The 16,778-nt window shown below is 66.8% G+C and carries 14 protein-coding genes; 11 read left to right on the top strand and 3 right to left on the bottom strand.

Annotation, left to right across the window (positions count from 1 at the left end):
* Nucleotides 1–21: 21 nt before the first annotated feature.
* Complete coding sequence (locus AC5P7R_RS07890) at nucleotides 22–1,209, bottom strand: pyridoxal phosphate-dependent aminotransferase (RefSeq protein ID WP_031270507.1); 1,188 nt, start codon at nucleotides 1,207–1,209, stop codon at nucleotides 22–24.
* A 205-nt stretch (nucleotides 1,210–1,414) separates the two neighbouring features.
* Between AC5P7R_RS07890 and AC5P7R_RS07885 the strand changes: the two genes are divergently transcribed.
* From AC5P7R_RS07885 to hslU, 8 genes are all read left to right on the top strand, one after another.
* Nucleotides 1,415–3,526 (top strand): S9 family peptidase, encoded by a 2,112-nt coding sequence (locus AC5P7R_RS07885; protein ID WP_021203895.1) that lies wholly within the window; start codon nucleotides 1,415–1,417, stop codon nucleotides 3,524–3,526.
* Between the two features lie 54 nt (nucleotides 3,527–3,580).
* Nucleotides 3,581–4,003 (top strand): YbaN family protein, encoded by a 423-nt coding sequence (locus AC5P7R_RS07880; RefSeq protein ID WP_021203896.1) that lies wholly within the window; start codon nucleotides 3,581–3,583, stop codon nucleotides 4,001–4,003.
* Between the two features lie 127 nt (nucleotides 4,004–4,130).
* Entirely contained in the window at nucleotides 4,131–4,403 is a 273-nt protein-coding gene (lptM, locus tag AC5P7R_RS07875; RefSeq protein ID WP_207049363.1) for an LPS translocon maturation chaperone LptM, read from the top strand.
* Nucleotides 4,396–5,247, top strand: a complete 852-nt coding sequence (gene dapF / locus AC5P7R_RS07870) for a diaminopimelate epimerase (protein ID WP_227854093.1) — start codon at nucleotides 4,396–4,398, stop codon at nucleotides 5,245–5,247. The genes lptM and dapF overlap by 8 nt, the downstream gene beginning before the upstream one ends.
* The gene (locus AC5P7R_RS07865; RefSeq protein ID WP_019660702.1) at nucleotides 5,244–5,918 is read left to right on the top strand and encodes a DUF484 family protein; all 675 of its coding nucleotides are present in this window, start codon (nucleotides 5,244–5,246) and stop codon (nucleotides 5,916–5,918) included. The genes dapF and AC5P7R_RS07865 overlap by 4 nt, the downstream gene beginning before the upstream one ends.
* A 16-nt stretch (nucleotides 5,919–5,934) precedes the next feature.
* Nucleotides 5,935–6,831 carry a tyrosine recombinase XerC gene (gene xerC, locus AC5P7R_RS07860; protein ID WP_021203899.1) on the top strand — a complete coding sequence of 299 codons (897 nt, stop codon included), beginning with the start codon at nucleotides 5,935–5,937 and terminating at the stop codon, nucleotides 6,829–6,831.
* Between the two features lie 85 nt (nucleotides 6,832–6,916).
* Complete coding sequence (gene hslV / locus AC5P7R_RS07855) at nucleotides 6,917–7,468, top strand: ATP-dependent protease subunit HslV (protein WP_005411093.1); 552 nt, start codon at nucleotides 6,917–6,919, stop codon at nucleotides 7,466–7,468.
* A 94-nt stretch (nucleotides 7,469–7,562) separates the two neighbouring features.
* The gene (gene hslU, locus AC5P7R_RS07850; protein WP_026347094.1) at nucleotides 7,563–8,936 is read left to right on the top strand and encodes an ATP-dependent protease ATPase subunit HslU; all 1,374 of its coding nucleotides are present in this window, start codon (nucleotides 7,563–7,565) and stop codon (nucleotides 8,934–8,936) included.
* Between the two features lie 96 nt (nucleotides 8,937–9,032).
* On the opposite strand, the gene AC5P7R_RS07845 is transcribed toward hslU, so the two are convergent.
* Nucleotides 9,033–10,025, bottom strand: a complete 993-nt coding sequence (locus AC5P7R_RS07845; RefSeq protein WP_021203900.1) for a Gfo/Idh/MocA family protein — start codon at nucleotides 10,023–10,025, stop codon at nucleotides 9,033–9,035.
* A 46-nt stretch (nucleotides 10,026–10,071) separates the two neighbouring features.
* Nucleotides 10,072–10,731, bottom strand: a complete 660-nt coding sequence (gene smeT, locus AC5P7R_RS07840; RefSeq protein ID WP_019660698.1) for an efflux transporter SmeDEF transcriptional repressor SmeT — start codon at nucleotides 10,729–10,731, stop codon at nucleotides 10,072–10,074.
* Between the two features lie 207 nt (nucleotides 10,732–10,938).
* On the opposite strand from smeT, the gene smeD reads away from it, so the two are divergent.
* The 3 genes from smeD to smeF all read left to right on the top strand — a co-directional run bounded on the left by smeD (nucleotide 10,939) and on the right by smeF (nucleotide 16,769).
* Nucleotides 10,939–12,123, top strand: coding sequence for a multidrug efflux RND transporter periplasmic adaptor subunit SmeD (gene smeD / locus AC5P7R_RS07835; protein WP_049404072.1), 1,185 nt, complete (start codon nucleotides 10,939–10,941; stop codon nucleotides 12,121–12,123).
* A gap of 12 nt (nucleotides 12,124–12,135) precedes the next feature.
* Entirely contained in the window at nucleotides 12,136–15,258 is a 3,123-nt protein-coding gene (gene smeE, locus AC5P7R_RS07830) for a multidrug efflux RND transporter permease subunit SmeE (protein ID WP_111098679.1), read from the top strand.
* A gap of 110 nt (nucleotides 15,259–15,368) precedes the next feature.
* Entirely contained in the window at nucleotides 15,369–16,769 is a 1,401-nt protein-coding gene (gene smeF, locus AC5P7R_RS07825; RefSeq protein WP_134729978.1) for a multidrug efflux RND transporter outer membrane subunit SmeF, read from the top strand.
* Nucleotides 16,770–16,778 lie beyond the last annotated feature (9 nt).

The following is a 16,778-nucleotide window of genomic DNA, read 5'->3' as shown; positions in this document are numbered from 1 at the left end:
GATGCTGTTCGCGCAGGGCGATCAGGTGCCCCAGCTCTTCAACCCACGCGCGATCCGCTCCACCGCCTCCTGCAATCGCGGCACTTCCTGGGTATAGGCCAGGCGCACGTGCTGGTTGGCACGATGGAAGCCGAAATCCAGCCCGGGCGTGAATGCCACATGCTCGGTTTCCAGGAAGTGGGCGCAGAACGCCTGCGCATCGTCGGTGAACGCGCTGACGTCTGCGTACAGGTAGAACGCGCCCTGCGGCTCGACCTCGATACGGAAGCCCAGCTCACGCAGTGCGGGCAGCAGGAAGTCGCGACGCTGGCGGAACGCGTCGCGGCGCTGTTCGAAGATCGCCATCGATTCCTCGCTGAAACAGGCGAGGGCGGCATGCTGGGCGATGCTCGAGGCGCTGATGTACAGGTTCTGCGCCAGCTTCTCCAGGTCCGGTACCGCGGCCGGCGGTGCCACCAGCCAGCCCAGCCGCCAGCCGGTCATGCCGAAATACTTGGAGAAGCTGTTCAGCACGAACGCGCTGTCATCCACCTGCAGCACGCTGGGCGCATCCAGGCCATAGGTGAGGCCGTGGTAGATCTCGTCCACCACCAGGTGGCCGCCCCGCGCGTGCAGGGCCTGCGACAGTGCGGCCAGATCGTCGGCGGAAAGCACGGTGCCGGTCGGGTTGGCCGGTGAGGCGACCAGCGCGCCGACGCTGTCGGCATCCCAGTGCTGTTCCACCAGTGACGGGGTCAGCTGGTAGGCGGTCTCCGGCCCGACCGGTACCAGTTGCGCACCGCCTTCCACCAGGCGCAGGAAGTGGCGGTTGCACGGATAGCCGGGGTCCGCCAGCAGCCAGTGGCGGCCGGGATCGACCAGCAGGCTGCTGGCCAGCAGCAGCGCACCGGACCCACCCGGTGTGACCAGGATGCGTTCAGGGTCGATATCCAGCCCGTAATGGCTGCGATAGAAGCCGCTGATGGCCTCACGCAGAGCCGGCAGGCCACGTGCGGCGGTGTAGCGGGTATGACCGGCGGCCAATGCGGCCTGGCCGGCGCGCACGACAGGTTCGGCGGTGGTGAAGTCCGGTTCGCCGATTTCCAGGTGGATCACATCGTGGCCGGCCTGCTCCAGCGCCTGTGCGCGGGCCAGCAGGGACATCACGTGGAATGGAGCGATTTCATGGCTGCGCCGGCTGTAGCCCGGCGTGTGGGGCAGGGTGCTCATGTGCCCATGGTACGCCGCGCGTCTGGGTCATGCGTTCTGGTAGTGCCGGCCGCCGGCCGGCATTCCGACCGTCTCCGGCTTCGTGAGGTTGCTGGCCAGCGGCCGGCACTCCCCATGACGATCCGCAGGGTTGCCCGCAGCCCTCCTGCAACCCAGACTCGGGCACAAGGACGCCATTGCATTGCAGTTCAAGGAACCCCACTACATGAAATCCACTCTCTGCCTGTTGCTCGCCAGCCTGATGACCACTACTGCCACCGCCGCCACTCCGCCTGTTCCGCCGGATGCCGCCAAGCATCCGCATGTGGTCAAGGCGCCGTTCGGCGCGACCCGCAACGATGACTATTACTGGCTGCGCGACGACAAGCGCGAGAACAAGGACATGCTGGCCTACCTGCAGGCCGAGAATGCCTACGCGGACCAGGTGCTGGCGCCGCTCAAGCCGCTCGAAGACACCCTGTACAAGGAGATCGTCGGCCGCATCAAGCAGGATGATTCCAGCGTGCCGGCGCGTGAGCGCGGCTATTGGTACTACAGCCGCTTCGAGACCGGCCAGGACTATCCGATCCACGCGCGCCGCAAGGGCAGCATGGAGGCCGCCGAGGAGATCCTGCTGGACGTCAACGCCATGGCCGCCGGCAAGGGCTACTTCAGCGTCGGCTCGATGGAAGTGAGCCAGGACAACCAGCTGCTGGCCTGGGCCGAGGATGATGTGGGCCGCCGCCAGTACACGATCCGCTTCAAGGATCTGGCCACCGGCAAGGTGCTGCCCGATGTGATCACCGGCAGCTCCGGCGACCTGGTCTGGGCCGACGACAACCGCACCGTGCTGTATGTCGAGAACGATCCGGAAACGCTGCTGACCGTGCGCGTGAAGAAGCACGTGCTGGGCACTCCAGCCAGCGCCGACACCGTCGTCTACGAAGAGAAGGACGACAGCTTCTACATGGGCATCGGCCGCACCCGCGATGATCGCTTCATCACCATCGGCGTGCACAGCACCGTGTCCTCGGAAGAGCGCTACGCACCGGCCAGCGACCCGACCACGTTCACCGTGCTGGCCCCTCGCCAGCGTGACGTCGAGTACGATGCCGACCACTACGACGGCCGCTGGGTGATCCGCACCAACGACGGCGCGAAGAACTTCAAGCTGGTCACCGCACCGACCGATGCGACCTCGCGTGCGCAGTGGAAGGACTGGATCGCGCACGACGATGCGGTGTTCATCGAAGGCTTCGAACTGTTCGATGGCTACACCGCCATCGCCGAACGCTCCGAGGGCCTGGAACGCATCCGCCTGCTGTTCAAGGATGGCCGCAGCGACTACGTGAAGGCTGATGAGCCAGCGTACTCGATGGGCCTGGGCGACAACACCGAGGCCGATACGCCCTGGCTGCGCTACGTATACACCTCGATGACCACCCCGACCACCGTGTTCGAGCTGAACACCGCCACCGGCGAACGCCGCCAGCTGAAGGTGCAGCCGGTGATCGGCTATGACGCGTCGAAGTACGAAACCGACCGCGTCTGGATCACCGCGCGCGATGGCGTGAAGGTGCCGGTGTCGCTGGTCTACCGCAAGGGCTACCAGAAGGACGGCAAGGGCGCGCTGTTCCAGTACGCCTATGGCAGCTATGGCATGTCGATGGATCCGTACTTCAACCAGACCGCGGTAAGCCTGCTTGATCGTGGCGTGGTGTATGCCATCGCCCACATCCGCGGCGGCCAGGAAATGGGCCGCGACTGGTACGAGAACGGCAAGCTGCTGCACAAGCAGAACACCTTCAACGACTTCATCGACGTCACCCGCGGCCTGGTCGCACAGGGCTGGGCGGCGAAGGATCGCGTCGCTGCGTCCGGTGGCAGCGCCGGTGGCCTGCTGATGGGCGCGGTGGCCAACCAGGCCCCGCAGGATTACCGGGTGATGGTGGCGCAGGTCCCGTTCGTCGACGTGGTCACCACCATGCTCGACCCGACCATTCCGCTGACCACCAATGAGTACGACGAGTGGGGCAACCCGGAACAGAAGCAGTATTACGACTACATGCTGTCCTACTCGCCCTACGACAACGTGAAGCGGCAGGCGTACCCGGCGCTGTTCGTGGGTACCGGCCTGTGGGATTCGCAGGTGCAGTACTGGGAGCCGGCCAAGTGGGTGGCCAAGCTGCGTGACGACAACACCGGCCACTACCCGATCCTGTTCCGCACCAACATGGAAGCCGGCCACGGCGGCAAGTCGGGGCGCTTCCAGCGCTACCGCGAGCTGTCCGAGTCGTACGCGTTCGTGCTGCAGCAGCTGGGCATCGCCCAGCCGTGATCGCGACAGGGTGCCGGGCGCTGCCTGGCACCCTGAACCGGTATCCTTGCGGCCATGAGCGCGCCAGATCCTTCCGCCCCTCGCGATGCCGCCACGCCTCCGCGCGTGGTGCGTTTCCGCTGGGCGTGGTGGCTGCTGGCGTATGTCAGCCTCGGCACCGGCATCGTCGGCATCTTCGTGCCGGGCCTGCCGACCACCGTATTCATCCTGATTTCGGCCTGGGCCGCCTCGCGTGGCTCCGAGCGCCTGCACAACTGGCTGCTGCAGCATCCACGCTTCGGCCCGGCCATCGCCAACTGGCAGGCACACGGGGCGGTCAGCCGCTACGGCAAGTGGATGGCCACGATCACCATGGCGGTATGCGCCGCCATCATGCTGTGGTGCGTACCGATTGCCTGGGTGAAGTGGTTCTCGATCGGCAGCATGACCGTGGTGGCGATCTGGCTGTGGACGCGGCCGCTGCCGCCAAAGCAATGATTGCCCGCCGGGCATGGCCCGGCGCTACCTGCGGCGCCCGGTTACGGTAGCGCCGGGCCATGCCCGGCGGATGCGTGGCGTGCCGCCCTGCACCAACCGCTCAGCCGCCAATGGCTATACTCGGGGCATGAAGATCCCCCATCGAAACGCCATCCTGATTCCGCTGGCAGCGGCCTCGCTGCTGCTCCTCGCCGCCTGCGGCAACAAGGGCCCGCTGGTACTGCCGCAGAAGCCGGTGCCGGTGGAAGAAACCGTCGAACCCGCTGCCGAGCCCGCCACCGAGGCGACCCCGGCGGAGGCCCAGGGCGCCGTTGCCCCCGCCACGACCGTCGACCCGGCTGCAACGACCACTCAGCCGGCAACCGCGCCAGCGAAGAAGGCGGGCAGCGGGGATGAGTAAGGCCAGTTCCACGGCGCTGCGCTTCAGCAAGATGCACGGCGCGGGCAATGATTTTGTAGTGATCGACCTGCGTGACGGCACCGCGCCGCCTACGCCCGAACTGGCCGCGCGCCTTGCCGACCGCCACACCGGCGTCGGCTGCGACCAGATCCTGACCATCGAAGCGCCGCGTGCGGAAGGCTCGGTGGCCTCGTACCGCATCTGGAATGCCGACGGTTCCAATTCCGAGCAGTGCGGCAATGGCGCACGCTGCATCGCGGCCTGGCTGGTGCGCCAAGGGAGTGCGCAGGGCGATGCGTTCGTCATCGACAGCCCGCTGGCCAGCCATGAAGTGAAGGTGCTCGGTGACGGACAGTTCGCCGTAACCATGGGCGTGCCTGCCTTCGAGCCGGCCAATGTGCCGCTGATGGGCTTCGCCCATCCGCGCGAGGAATACCTGCTGCCGCTGCAGGGCGAAAGCGTGCGCTTCGCCGCAGTGTCGATGGGCAACCCGCATGCGGTGATCGAAGTCGGCCTGATCGATGCCGCTCCGGTTGAACGCGTGGGTTCGCTGCTGCAGCAGCACGCGTCGTTTCCGCGCTCGGTGAACGTGGGCTTCGCCCAGGTGATGGGCCCGGCGCACGCCCGCCTGCGCGTGTTCGAGCGCGGCGTCGGCGAAACCCTGGCCTGTGGCAGTGGCGCTTGCGCCGCTGCGGTGACCCTGATGCAGCGCGGCCGCCTGCAGCGCGATGCCCGCATCAGCCTGCCCGGTGGTGACCTGCGCATCCAGTGGCCGGGGGATGGCCAGCCTGTGGTGATGGCCGGCCCGACCGCATTCGTCTTCGAAGGGGAGTGGATGGCATGAGCGAAACCGTCGACAAGCTCGGGGCCCACGAAGTCGCTGCCTGGTTGCGGCGTCATCCCGGCTTCCTCAAGCAGTTCCCGGACTTGGCCCTGACCCTGGTGGTGCCGCGCGATGACGGCCCGACCGCATCGCTGGCCAGCTACCAGCTGGAAGTGCTGCGCGAGAAGAACCGCGAGCTGGCGCGACGGTTGGCCGACCTGGGCGCGACCGCCCAGGTCAACGAGCGGCTGGCGGTGCGCACGCATCAGCTGACCCTGGCACTGATGAAGCAGGACAATGCGGCCGACACTCTGCGTGCGATGGCCGCTTCGTTGCAGGAAGACTTCGCCGGCGACCTGGTGCGGCTGGTGGTGCATGCGCCGGTGGCCGGGCTGGAACAGGCCGACTGGCTGCAGGTGATCGCCGCCGATGATCCGCAACTGGGCCCGTTCCGCGACTGCCTGAAGGACGGCGAGCCGATCTGCGGCCGCCTGCAGCCGGAGAAGAACGCCGTGCTGTACGGCGCGCGCAGCGAGGAGGTGCAGACCACCGCGCTGCTGCCGCTGCCGGGGGTTGGCCTGATCGCGGTCGGCAGCCATGATCCGAACCGTTTCTACCCGGGCATGGGCACGTTGTTCCTGCGCATGATGGGCGACGCCCTGGCCACTGGCCTGAAGCGCTTCCCGAGCTGAGCAGGGCACGACGGCGATGAGCGCGGTACAGGCGTTCCTGCAGCATCTGCAGGTGGAGCGGCGGATGTCGGCGCACACACTCGACGCCTACCGCCGCGACCTGGACGCACTGTCGGCGTGGGCCGAGCCGCGTGGCGTAGCCGTGGAGGCACTCGATGCCGATGCGTTGCGCCAGTTCGTGGCCGACGAGCATCGCCGCGGCCTGTCGGCCAAGAGCCTGCAGCGCCGCCTGTCGGCCTGCCGCAGCTTCTATGCCTGGCTGCTCAAGCACGGCCGCATCGAGGTCAGCCCTGCAGCGACGCTGAAGGCACCGCGCGCACCGCGCCGGTTGCCGCAGGTGCTCGATGCCGACGAAGCCGTACAGCTGGTCGAGCTTGAACCGGAAGGTGAACTCGGCCGACGTGATCGCGCGCTGCTGGAGCTGTTCTACTCCTCGGGCCTGCGCCTGAGCGAAGTCTGCGCACTGACCTGGCGCGACCTGGATTTCGCCAGCGGCCTGGTCAACGTGCTGGGCAAGGGCAACCGCCAGCGCCGGGTGCCGTTCGGCAGGCCCGCACGCGAAGCGCTGCAGGCGTGGCGCGCGGAAAGTGGTGGCGGCCCGTCTTCGCCGGTATTCCCCGGCCGCAACGGGCCGATCAGCCCGCGTGCGGTACAGATCCGCATCCGCCAGCTGGCGCAGCGCCAGGGCCTGTTCAAGCAGGTGCACCCGCACATGCTGCGGCACAGTTTTGCCAGCCACATCCTGGAGTCGTCCGGTGACCTGCGCGGCGTGCAGGAACTGCTCGGCCACGCCGACATCGCTACCACGCAGATCTACACCCACCTCGATTTCCAGCACCTGGCCAAGGTCTACGACGCCGCGCACCCGCGCGCGAAGCGCCGACGCAGCAGCGAGGGCAGCGGAGAAAGCTGAACGTTGCCCCTGCGGTGGCCGGTCGCGGGTGGCTTGAAGGGCGCAGCGCAGTCCCCACCTCTGGTTCTGTCACCCCGGAGGCATCATGGACCCCAGTCAGAACCCCAACGTTTTCCACGCCACCACCATCGTCTGCGTCCGTCGCGGCGAGCACGTGGCCATTGCCGGCGACGGCCAGGTCACGCTGGGCCACACCGTGATGAAGGGCAATGCACGCAAGGTGCGCCGCCTTGGCCGCGACGGCCAGGTGCTGGCCGGTTTCGCCGGTGCCGCCGCCGATGCCTTCACCCTGTTCGAGCTGTTCGAGGCCAAGCTGGAAAAGCACGGCCAGCTGCAGCGCGCTGCGGTCGAGCTGGCCAAGGATTGGCGCACCGAGCGCCGCCTCGGAAAGCTTGAAGCCCTGTTGGCCGTGGCTGACAAGGAAACCTCGCTGATCATCAGCGGCACCGGCGATGTGATCGAACCCGAGGACGGCATCATCGCCATCGGCTCCGGTGGCTCGTATGCACTGTCGGCCGCGCGCGCGCTGATGGCACATACCGAACTGGATGCGCGCACGATTGCCAGTGAAGCGATCGGCATCGCCGGCGACATCTGCATTTACACCAACCGCAACGTGGTGGTCGAGGAGCTGTGACCGCTCTTCTGTAGTGCCGAGCCATGCTCGGCAGGGCTGCCCGTCAGCCGAGCATGGCTCGGCTCTACATGCATCTGAATCCGTGAGCACATCCATGTCGAAGATCGAAGTATCCTCCGCCACCATGACCCCGCGCGAGATCGTGCAGGAACTGGACCGGCATATCGTGGGCCAGCACGACGCCAAGCGTGCCGTGGCCATCGCCCTGCGCAACCGCTGGCGCCGCATGCAGCTGGCGCCGGAGCTTCGCAATGAAGTGATGCCCAAGAACATCCTGATGATCGGCCCGACCGGCGTCGGCAAGACCGAGATCGCGCGCCGCCTGGCTACGTTGGCCAACGCGCCGTTCGTGAAGGTCGAAGCCACGCGCTTCACCGAAGTGGGCTACGTCGGCAAGGACGTCGAGCAGATCATCCGCGACCTGGCCGACACCGCGGTCAAGCTCTATCGCGAACAGGCCAAGGTGCGCGTGCGTACCCAGGCCGAAGAACGCGCCGAAGACCGCATCCTCGATGCGCTGCTGCCGCGTCGTAGCGGCGGCATCGGTTTCGATCCTGAAGTCGCCCGCAACGAACCGTCGGCGCAGGACAACGAGACCCGCATCAAGTTCCGTAAGATGCTGCGCAACGGTGAGCTGGACGAGCGTGAGATCGAGCTCGACCTGGCGGCCAATGTCAGCATGGACATCATGACCCCGCCGGGCATGGAGGAAATGGGCCAGCAGCTGAAGTCGATGTTCGCCAACCTGGGTGGCGGCGCGAAGGCGCACAAGCGCACGCTGACCATCAAGGCCGCGCGTCCGCTGCTGATCGAGGAAGAGGCCGGCAAGCTGGTCAACGAGGACGATATCCGCACTGCGGCAATCGAGGCCTGCGAGCAGCACGGCATCGTCTTCATCGACGAGATCGACAAGGTTGCCAAGCGCGGCGACAACGTGGGCGGTGGCGATGTCTCCCGCGAAGGCGTGCAGCGCGACCTGCTGCCGCTGGTGGAAGGCTCCAACGTGTCCACCAAGTACGGCACGATCAAGACCGACCACATCCTGTTCATCGCGTCGGGCGCGTTCCACCTGGCCAAGCCCAGCGACCTGATTCCGGAGCTGCAGGGCCGTTTCCCGATCCGCGTTGAGCTGGGCGCGTTGAGCAAGGGCGACTTCGTGCGCATCCTGACCGAACCGAAGGCGGCGCTGACCAAGCAGTACGAAGCACTGCTGGCCACCGAAGGCGTCAAGGTCAGTTTCACTGCCGATGCCATCGAGCGCCTGGCCGAGATCGCGTTCCAGGTGAACGAGCGCCAGGAAAACATCGGCGCGCGCCGCCTGCATACGGTGCTGGAGCGCCTGCTGGATTCGCTCAGCTACGAGGCACCGGACCGCGATGGCGAAACCCTGGCCATCGACAGCGCCTACGTCGATGCACACCTGGGTGAGCTGGTGCAGGACCCGGACCTGAGCCGCTACATCCTGTAATGCGCGTCGAGGTCAGATCCTTCGCCGTGGCGAGGGCCCTGACTCCATCCGCTGCAACAGAAAAGGCCGCCGCAGGGCGGCCTTTTGCGTTGGCGCTCAGCGCGATTGCCGGGCGCGGTAGGCCTGCAGTACCTGGTCGATCACTGCACTGGTGCGGGCGGCGCTGATGCCGTTCGAGGGCGAGTGCCCGTGGCCGCGCAGTTCGTCCACGACGGAGGCGATCAACGGCTGCTGGACCGATGGCGGGTTCGGGATATCGAATGCCTGCACGCCCGCTTCGGTCTCCAGCACCACCGGAACGTCCTCGAAGGTGGCAAAGCGCAGCTGCCCCAGGTCGCCGGTGATCTCGACCTCGTCCTGTCGGCGGAACGCGCAGAAGCTCCATTGCGCGATGCCGTGCGCCCCCACCCCGGTGCGGAAGCACATCGAGACGCTGTCCTCGGCGGCGTAGGCGCCGGTCAACGAACTGGCCAGGCCGCGCACGTCGCTCAGGGGCCCCAGCAGATGGTCGAGCAGGTCCAGCGTGTGTGAGCCCAGATCGACGAACAGCCCGCCGCCGGCGATGGCGGGGTTGGTTCGCCAGAAGTCCGGCGATGCGGCAGCCGCCGAATGTGGCCGATGCAGGGTGGCGCGCACGCTGCGCGGCGTACCGATCGCGCCGCTGTCCAGCAACTGCTTCACCTGTGCGAAGCGGGGCAGGGCACGGCGGTAGTAGGCCACGAACACGGGCACGCCGCTGCGGGCGCTGGCCGCGATGATGCGCTGGCACTCGTCGTGGTTCATGGCCATCGGCTTTTCGATGTAGACCGGCTTGCCTGCAGCAATCGCCTGCAATGCGTAGTGCATGTGCGTGGAGGGCGGTGTTGCAACGTAGACCGCGTTCACCTCCGGATCGGCGATGAGTGCATCGGCGTCCGCGTACCAGCGCGGAATCGCGTGGCGGCGTGCATAGTCTTCGGCCAATGCGGCATTGCGGCGCATGACCGCCACTACCCGTGAGCCCGGCGTGTTGGCCAGGGCCGGCCCGCTCTTCTTCTCGGTGACGCTGCCACACCCGATGAAGCCCCACACCACGTTGTCCAGGATCATCGATCTGCCCTTGCAGGGGGTGCCGCAGTGATGGGAGCAGCCTCGTTCACGCCTCGGGCAGCGGCTCGGGGACGGTGCCGGGAACGAACACACCATCCTTCACGTAGGCGGCCAGGGTCATGTCCAGCGCGAGCATGCCATCGCGCTTGAGGTCCATCAGTTCCGGTTCGACCATCGCGCCGTGCAGCACGCCCAGCACGGTGGCGTGCAGCATGCGTGCGGCGATCTTCGGGTCGGCGCCCTCGCGCAGCTGGCCCAGGTCCTTGGCGCGGCGCAGGGCGCGCTCCATCCGGTCCAGCGCATCGCGGAAGCCGGCCTGCTGCATTTCGGTCAGGACCCTGGTGTCGGCCGACGCATCGCTGCGCAGCATGATCTCCATGGTCTTGCGCAGGCGTTCGTCCTCGGACAGCTCGATGAACGAGTGGATCATCACCGCGCGCAGGTCGTGCACCGGCGTGTCGCGCTGGTCGGTGGAGGTGCGCTCCAGTTCCTGCATGAAGGGCAGGTGCACCCGCTCGACGATCGCGGCCAGCACCTCGCTCTTGTTCTTGAAGTGCCAGTACACCGCGCCACGGGTATAGCCGGCGCGGGCGCCGATCATCTCCAGCGTGGTACGGGCCACGCCGTGTTCATGGAAGCAGGCTTCGGCGGCGTCAAGGATGCCTTCCCGGGTTGCCTGGGTGTCCTCTTTGGTCTTGCGGGCCATGGGTAGGTACGAGTGCGGGTGAAACGTGGCTGAATTGTACCGGTTTACAAACAAACAAGCATGTATGTATATTTCGCTCCCATCATTCCCGTCGTGTGCGTGGCAGGCCGGTCCGGCTCCCACTCCCCGCTGGTGCGCGTTGCCTGCTGGCGCTTTCGGCCTGTATCAGCGCGATCTGAGATTCCTTCCCCTAAGAGCCTTTCCGTCATGTTGCTGAGCCGAATCCGACCCTTTGCACTGTCGCTGGCCATCGCCGCAGCCGTGGCTGCCTGCGGCGGCCAACCCCAGGCCCCCGAGCAGGGCCCGGGTGACGTCACCGTGGTCACGCTGAAGTCCGAAACTGTGGGCCTGACCCGCGAACTGCCGGGCCGTACCAACGCCTTCCTGGTCGCCGAAGTGCGCCCGCAGGTCAACGGCATCGTTGCCAAGCGCCTGTTCACCGAAGGCGGCATGGTCAAGGCCGGCGAGCCGCTGTACCAGATCGAGGACGCCAGCTACCGCGCCCAGGCCAACAGCGCCCGCGCCCAGCTGGCCCGCGCCGAAGCCACGGCCAACGCCGCGCGCCTGAGCGCCAAGCGCATCACCGAGCTGGCCAAGGTCGACGCGGTCAGCCAGCAGGACCTGGAAAACGCCGTCGCCGCGCAGAAGCAGGCCGAGGCGGATGTCGGTGCCGCGAAGGCATCGCTGGATGCGGCGAACGTCACTCTGGGCTACGCCCGCATCACCGCGCCGATCAGCGGCCGCATCGGCAAGTCCAGCGTTACCCAGGGTGCGCTGGTCAGCGCCGGCCAGGCCAATGCACTGGCGACCGTGCAGCAGCTGGATCCGATCTATGTCGACCTGACCCAGTCCTCCGCCGAACTGCTGCAGCTGCGCCGCGAACTGGCTGCCGGCCGCCTGCAGGACAACCAGACCCTGCCGGTCAGCATCCTGATGGAAGACGGCAGCACCTTCGAGCACAAGGGCACGCTGGAGTTCTCCGAAGTCAGCGTCGATCCGACCACCGGCAGCTTCGGCTTGCGCGTGAAGGTGGACAACCCGGACGGCCTGCTGATGCCGGGCATGTACGTGCGTGCGGTGATCGGCGGCGGCGTGCGCAGCGATGCGGTGCTGGTGCCGATGCAGGGCATCGCGCGCGATCCGAAGGGCGACACCACCGCGATGGTGGTCGGCAAGGACAACAAGGTCGAAGTGCGCCCGGTCAAGGTCAGCCGCACGGTCGGCGACAAGTGGCTGGTCGAGGACGGCCTGAAGGCCGGTGACAAGGTCATCGTCGAAGGCCTGCAGAAGATCGGCCCCGGCATGCCGGTCAAGGCCACCGAGAAGGGCGCTGCTCCGGCCAAGCCGGCGGCAGCCGCCCAGCCTGCCGCCCCGGCCGGTGACGCGAAGTAAGCGGAGAACTCCATGGCACGCTTTTTCATCGATCGACCCATCTTTGCGTGGGTGATCGCCATCATCATCATGCTCGCCGGCGGCCTGGCCCTGTTCAAGCTGCCGGTCTCGATGTACCCCAACGTCGCACCGCCGGCGGTGGAAATCAGCGCCACCTACCCGGGTGCATCGGCCAAGGTGGTCGAGGACTCGGTGACGCAGATCATCGAGCAGAACATGAAGGGCCTTGATGGCCTGATCTACTTCTCCTCCAACAGCTCGTCCAACGGCCAGGCCACCATCACCCTGACCTTCGAGAGCGGCACCAACCCGGACATCGCCCAGGTGCAGGTGCAGAACAAGCTGCAGCTGGCCATGCCGCTGCTGCCGCAGGAAGTGCAGCGGCAGGGCATCAACGTGGCCAAGTCCAGCTCGGGCTTCCTGAACGTCATCGCGTTCGTGTCCGAGAACGGCAGCATGGACGCCAACGACATCGCCGACTACGTCGGTTCCAATGTCGTCGATCGCCTGAGCCGCGTGCCAGGCGTGGGCAACATCCAGGTATTCGGTGGCAAGTACGCCATGCGCATCTGGCTGGACCCGAACAAGCTGCATACCTATGGCCTGTCCGTCGCGGAAGTGACTGCGGCGATCAAGGCACAGAATGCCCAGGTGGCGATCGGCCAGCTCGGCGGTGCGCCGTCGGTGAAGGGCCAGCAGCTCAACGCCACCATCAACGCGCAGTCGCGCCTGCAGACCCCGGAACAGTTCCGCAACATCATCGTGCGCGGCGCGCAGGACGGTGCCGAGCTGCGCCTGGGTGATGTCGCCCGCGTCGAACTGGGGGCTGAGTCCTACGACTTCGTCACCCGCTACAACGGCCAGCCGGCCAGCGGCCTGGCGGTCACCCTGGCCACCGGCGCCAACGCGCTGGATACTGCGGCCGGCGTGGACGCTGCGCTGGAAGACATGAAGAGCTTCTTCCCGGCAGGGCTGAAGGCCGAGATCCCGTACGACACCACCCCGTTCGTGCGCGTGTCGATCAAGGGCGTGGTGCAGACCCTGCTCGAAGCGATCGTGCTGGTGTTCGTGGTGATGTACCTGTTTCTGCAGAACTTCCGCGCCACCCTGATCCCGACCATCGCCGTGCCGGTGGTGCTGCTGGGCACCTTCGGCGTGCTGGCGATGCTGGGCTTCTCGGTGAACATGCTGACCATGTTCGCGATGGTGCTGGCGATCGGTCTGCTGGTGGACGATGCCATCGTGGTGGTGGAGAACGTCGAGCGCATCATGTCCGAGGAAGGACTGTCGCCGCTTGAAGCGACCCGCAAGTCGATGGGCCAGATCACCGGTGCGCTGGTGGGTATCGGCCTGGTGCTGTCGGCGGTGTTCGTGCCGATGGCCTTCATGAGCGGATCCACCGGCGTGATCTACCGGCAGTTCTCGGCCACGATTGTCTCTGCAATGGCGTTGTCGGTGCTGGTGGCGATCGTGCTGACCCCGGCGCTGTGCGCGACCATGCTCAAGCCGCTGAAGAAGGGCGAGCATCATGTTGCCCACCGCGGCCTGGCCGGTCGCTTCTTCAACGGTTTCAATCGTGGCTTCGACCGCACCAGCGAAAGTTACCAGCGTGGTGTGCGCGGGATCATCCATCGTCCGTGGCGCTTCATGGGCATCGTGGCGGCGCTGTTCGTGCTGATGGGCGTGCTGTTCGTGCGCCTGCCCAGCTCGTTCCTGCCCAACGAAGACCAGGGCGTGCTGATGGCGCTGGTGCAGGCCCCGGTCGGCGCCACCCAGGAGCGCACGCTGGAATCGATCGCGGCATTGGAGAACCACTTCCTGCAGAACGAGAAGGATGCGGTGGATTCGGTGTTCTCCGTGCAGGGCTTCAGCTTCGCCGGCATGGGCCAGAACGCCGGCATGGCGTTCGTCAAGCTGAAGGACTGGAGCGAGCGTGACGCCGACAATGGCGTGATGCCGATCACCGGTCGTGCGATGGCTGCCCTGGGCCAGATCAAGGATGCCTTCATCTTTGCCTTCCCGCCGCCGGCCATTCCGGAACTGGGTACTGCCTCGGGCTATACCTTCTTCCTGAAGGACAACAGCGGCCAGGGCCACGAGGCACTGGTCGCCGCACGCAACCAGCTGCTCGGCCTGGCCGCCGCCAGCAAGAAGCTGGCCAACGTGCGCCCGAACGGCCAGGAGGACACGCCGCAGTTCCGCATCGACATCGACGCGGCCAAGGCGACCTCGCTGGGGCTGTCGATCGACCAGATCAACGGCACGCTGGCCGCTGCGTGGGGCAGCTCGTACATCGATGACTTCGTCGATCGTGGCCGCGTCAAGCGCGTGTTCGTGCAGGCCGACCAGCCGTTCCGCATGGTCCCGGAGGACTTCGACCTCTGGTCCGTGAAGAACGACAAGGGCGAGATGGTGCCGTTCAGTGCATTCGCCACCAAGCACTGGGATTACGGTTCGCCGCGCCTGGAGCGCTACAACGGCGTGTCGGCGATGGAGATCCAAGGCGAACCGGCCCCGGGTGTCGCCTCCGGCGATGCCATGGCCGAGATCGAGCAGCTGGCCAAGCAGCTGCCCGCGGGCTTCGGCATCGAGTGGACGGCGATGTCCTACCAGGAACGCCAGGCCGGCTCGCAGACGCCGTTGCTGTACACGCTGTCGCTGATGATCGTGTTCCTGTGCCTGGCCGCGATGTATGAAAGCTGGAGCGTGCCGACCGCGGTGCTGCTGGCGGCCCCGCTGGGTATCCTCGGCGCAGTGCTGGCCAACACCTTCAAGGGCCTGGAACGCGACATCTATTTCCAGGTGGCGATGCTGACCACGGTAGGCCTGACCAGCAAGAACGCGATCCTGATCGTCGAGTTCGCCAAGGAAAACCTGGAAAAGGGCGCCAGCCTGATCGAGTCGATCATGCACGCCGTGCGCGACCGCCTGCGCCCGATCGTGATGACCTCGCTCGCCTTCGGCATGGGCGTGGTACCGCTGGCGATCTCCACCGGCGCCGGTTCCGGCGCCAAGCAGGCGATCGGCACCGGCGTGCTCGGCGGCATGATCGTCGGCACCGTGCTCGGCGTGTTCTTCGTGCCGCTGTTCTTCGTGGTGGTGCAGCGCGTGTTCAAGCGCAAATCCACGATGTGACCTGTAACGGTAGTGCCGGCCGCTGGCCGGCATCTGCTGATCGCTTGATGTGAATCCAACGAGGTTGCCGGCCAGCGGCCGGCACTACCTCCTGCCATCCGGCAGTACCGATGGAAGTCATTCCCATGAAAAGTGCATCCCTGTTCCTTTCCATTGCCGCCGCGCTCGCGCTGGCAGGTTGCTCCACCCTGGTGCCGAAGAACACCGCTGTCGCCCCGGCGATCCCGGCGCAGTGGCCGGCCGAGGCCGCGCAGGGCGAGGTGGCCGATGCCGCCGCCGTCGGCTGGCGCGACTTCTTCACCGATGCGCGCCTGCAGCAGGTGATCGAGCAGTCGCTGCAGAACAATCGCGACCTGCGCGTGGCCGTGCTCAACGTTGAACGCGCGCGCGGCCAGTACCGTGTGCAGCGCGCTGATCGCGTGCCCGGCGTGGCCGTTACCGGCCAGATGCAGCGCCAGGGCACCGATGCCGGTGTCAGCGAGCAGTTCACCGCCGGCGTTGGCGTGGCCGAGTTCGAGCTGGACCTGTTCGGCCGCGTGCGCAATCTCAGTGAAGCCGCGCTGCAGCAGTACTTCGCGGTGGCCGCCAACCGCCGCAACGCGCAGTTGAGCCTGGTTGCCGAGACCGCAACTGCGTGGCTGACGTATGGTGCCGACGCGCAGCGCCTGAAGATCGCCGAGGCCACGCTGAAGACCTACGAAGATTCGTTGCGCCTGGCCGAGGCCCGCCACGAGCGTGGCGGCAGTTCGGCACTGGAACTGACCCAGACGCGCACGCTGGTCGAGACCGCGCGCACCGATGCTGCGCGCCTGCGTGGCCAGCTGGCCCAGGACCGCAACGCGCTGGCGCTGCTGGCCGGTGGCCAGCTCGATCCGGCACTGCTGCCGGACGGCATCGAACCGCAGCTGCTGGCACTGGCACCGCCGCCGGCCGGCCTGCCCAGCGACGTGCTGCTGCAGCGCCCGGACATCATGGCCGCCGAACACCAGCTGCTGGCGGCCAACGCCAATATCGGTGCGGCACGCGCGGCGTTCTTCCCCAGCATCTCGCTGACCGGCAGCATCGGCAGTGGTTCGAGCGAACTGTCCAACCTGTTCGACAGCGGTACGCGCGTGTGGAGCTTCCTGCCGAAGATCACGCTGCCGATCTTCCAGGGCGGCAAGCTGCGCGCCAACCTGGCCATCGCCAACGCCGATCGTGATATCGCTCTGGCGCAGTACGAGAAGTCGATCCAGGTGGGCTTCCGCGAAACCGCCGATGCGCTGGCGTTGAATGTCAGCCTGGACGAGCAGGTGAGTTCACAGCAGCGCCTGGTGGAAGCGGCCGAACAGGCCAACCGCCTGTCGCAGGCGCGCTACGACGCGGGCCTGGACAGCTTCGTGACCCTGCTGGATGCGCGACGTACCGCCTACAACGCACAACAGACCCAGCTGCAGGCGCGGCTGGCGCAGCAGGCCAACCGCATCACGCTGTACAAGGTGCTGGGCGGTGGCTGGCACGAGCGCAGCTGAGCAGCAATT

It is taken from the genome of Stenotrophomonas sp. YJH_SMC_27 (assembly GCF_059369815.1).
This window is presented reverse-complemented; position numbering and strand designations above follow the sequence as displayed.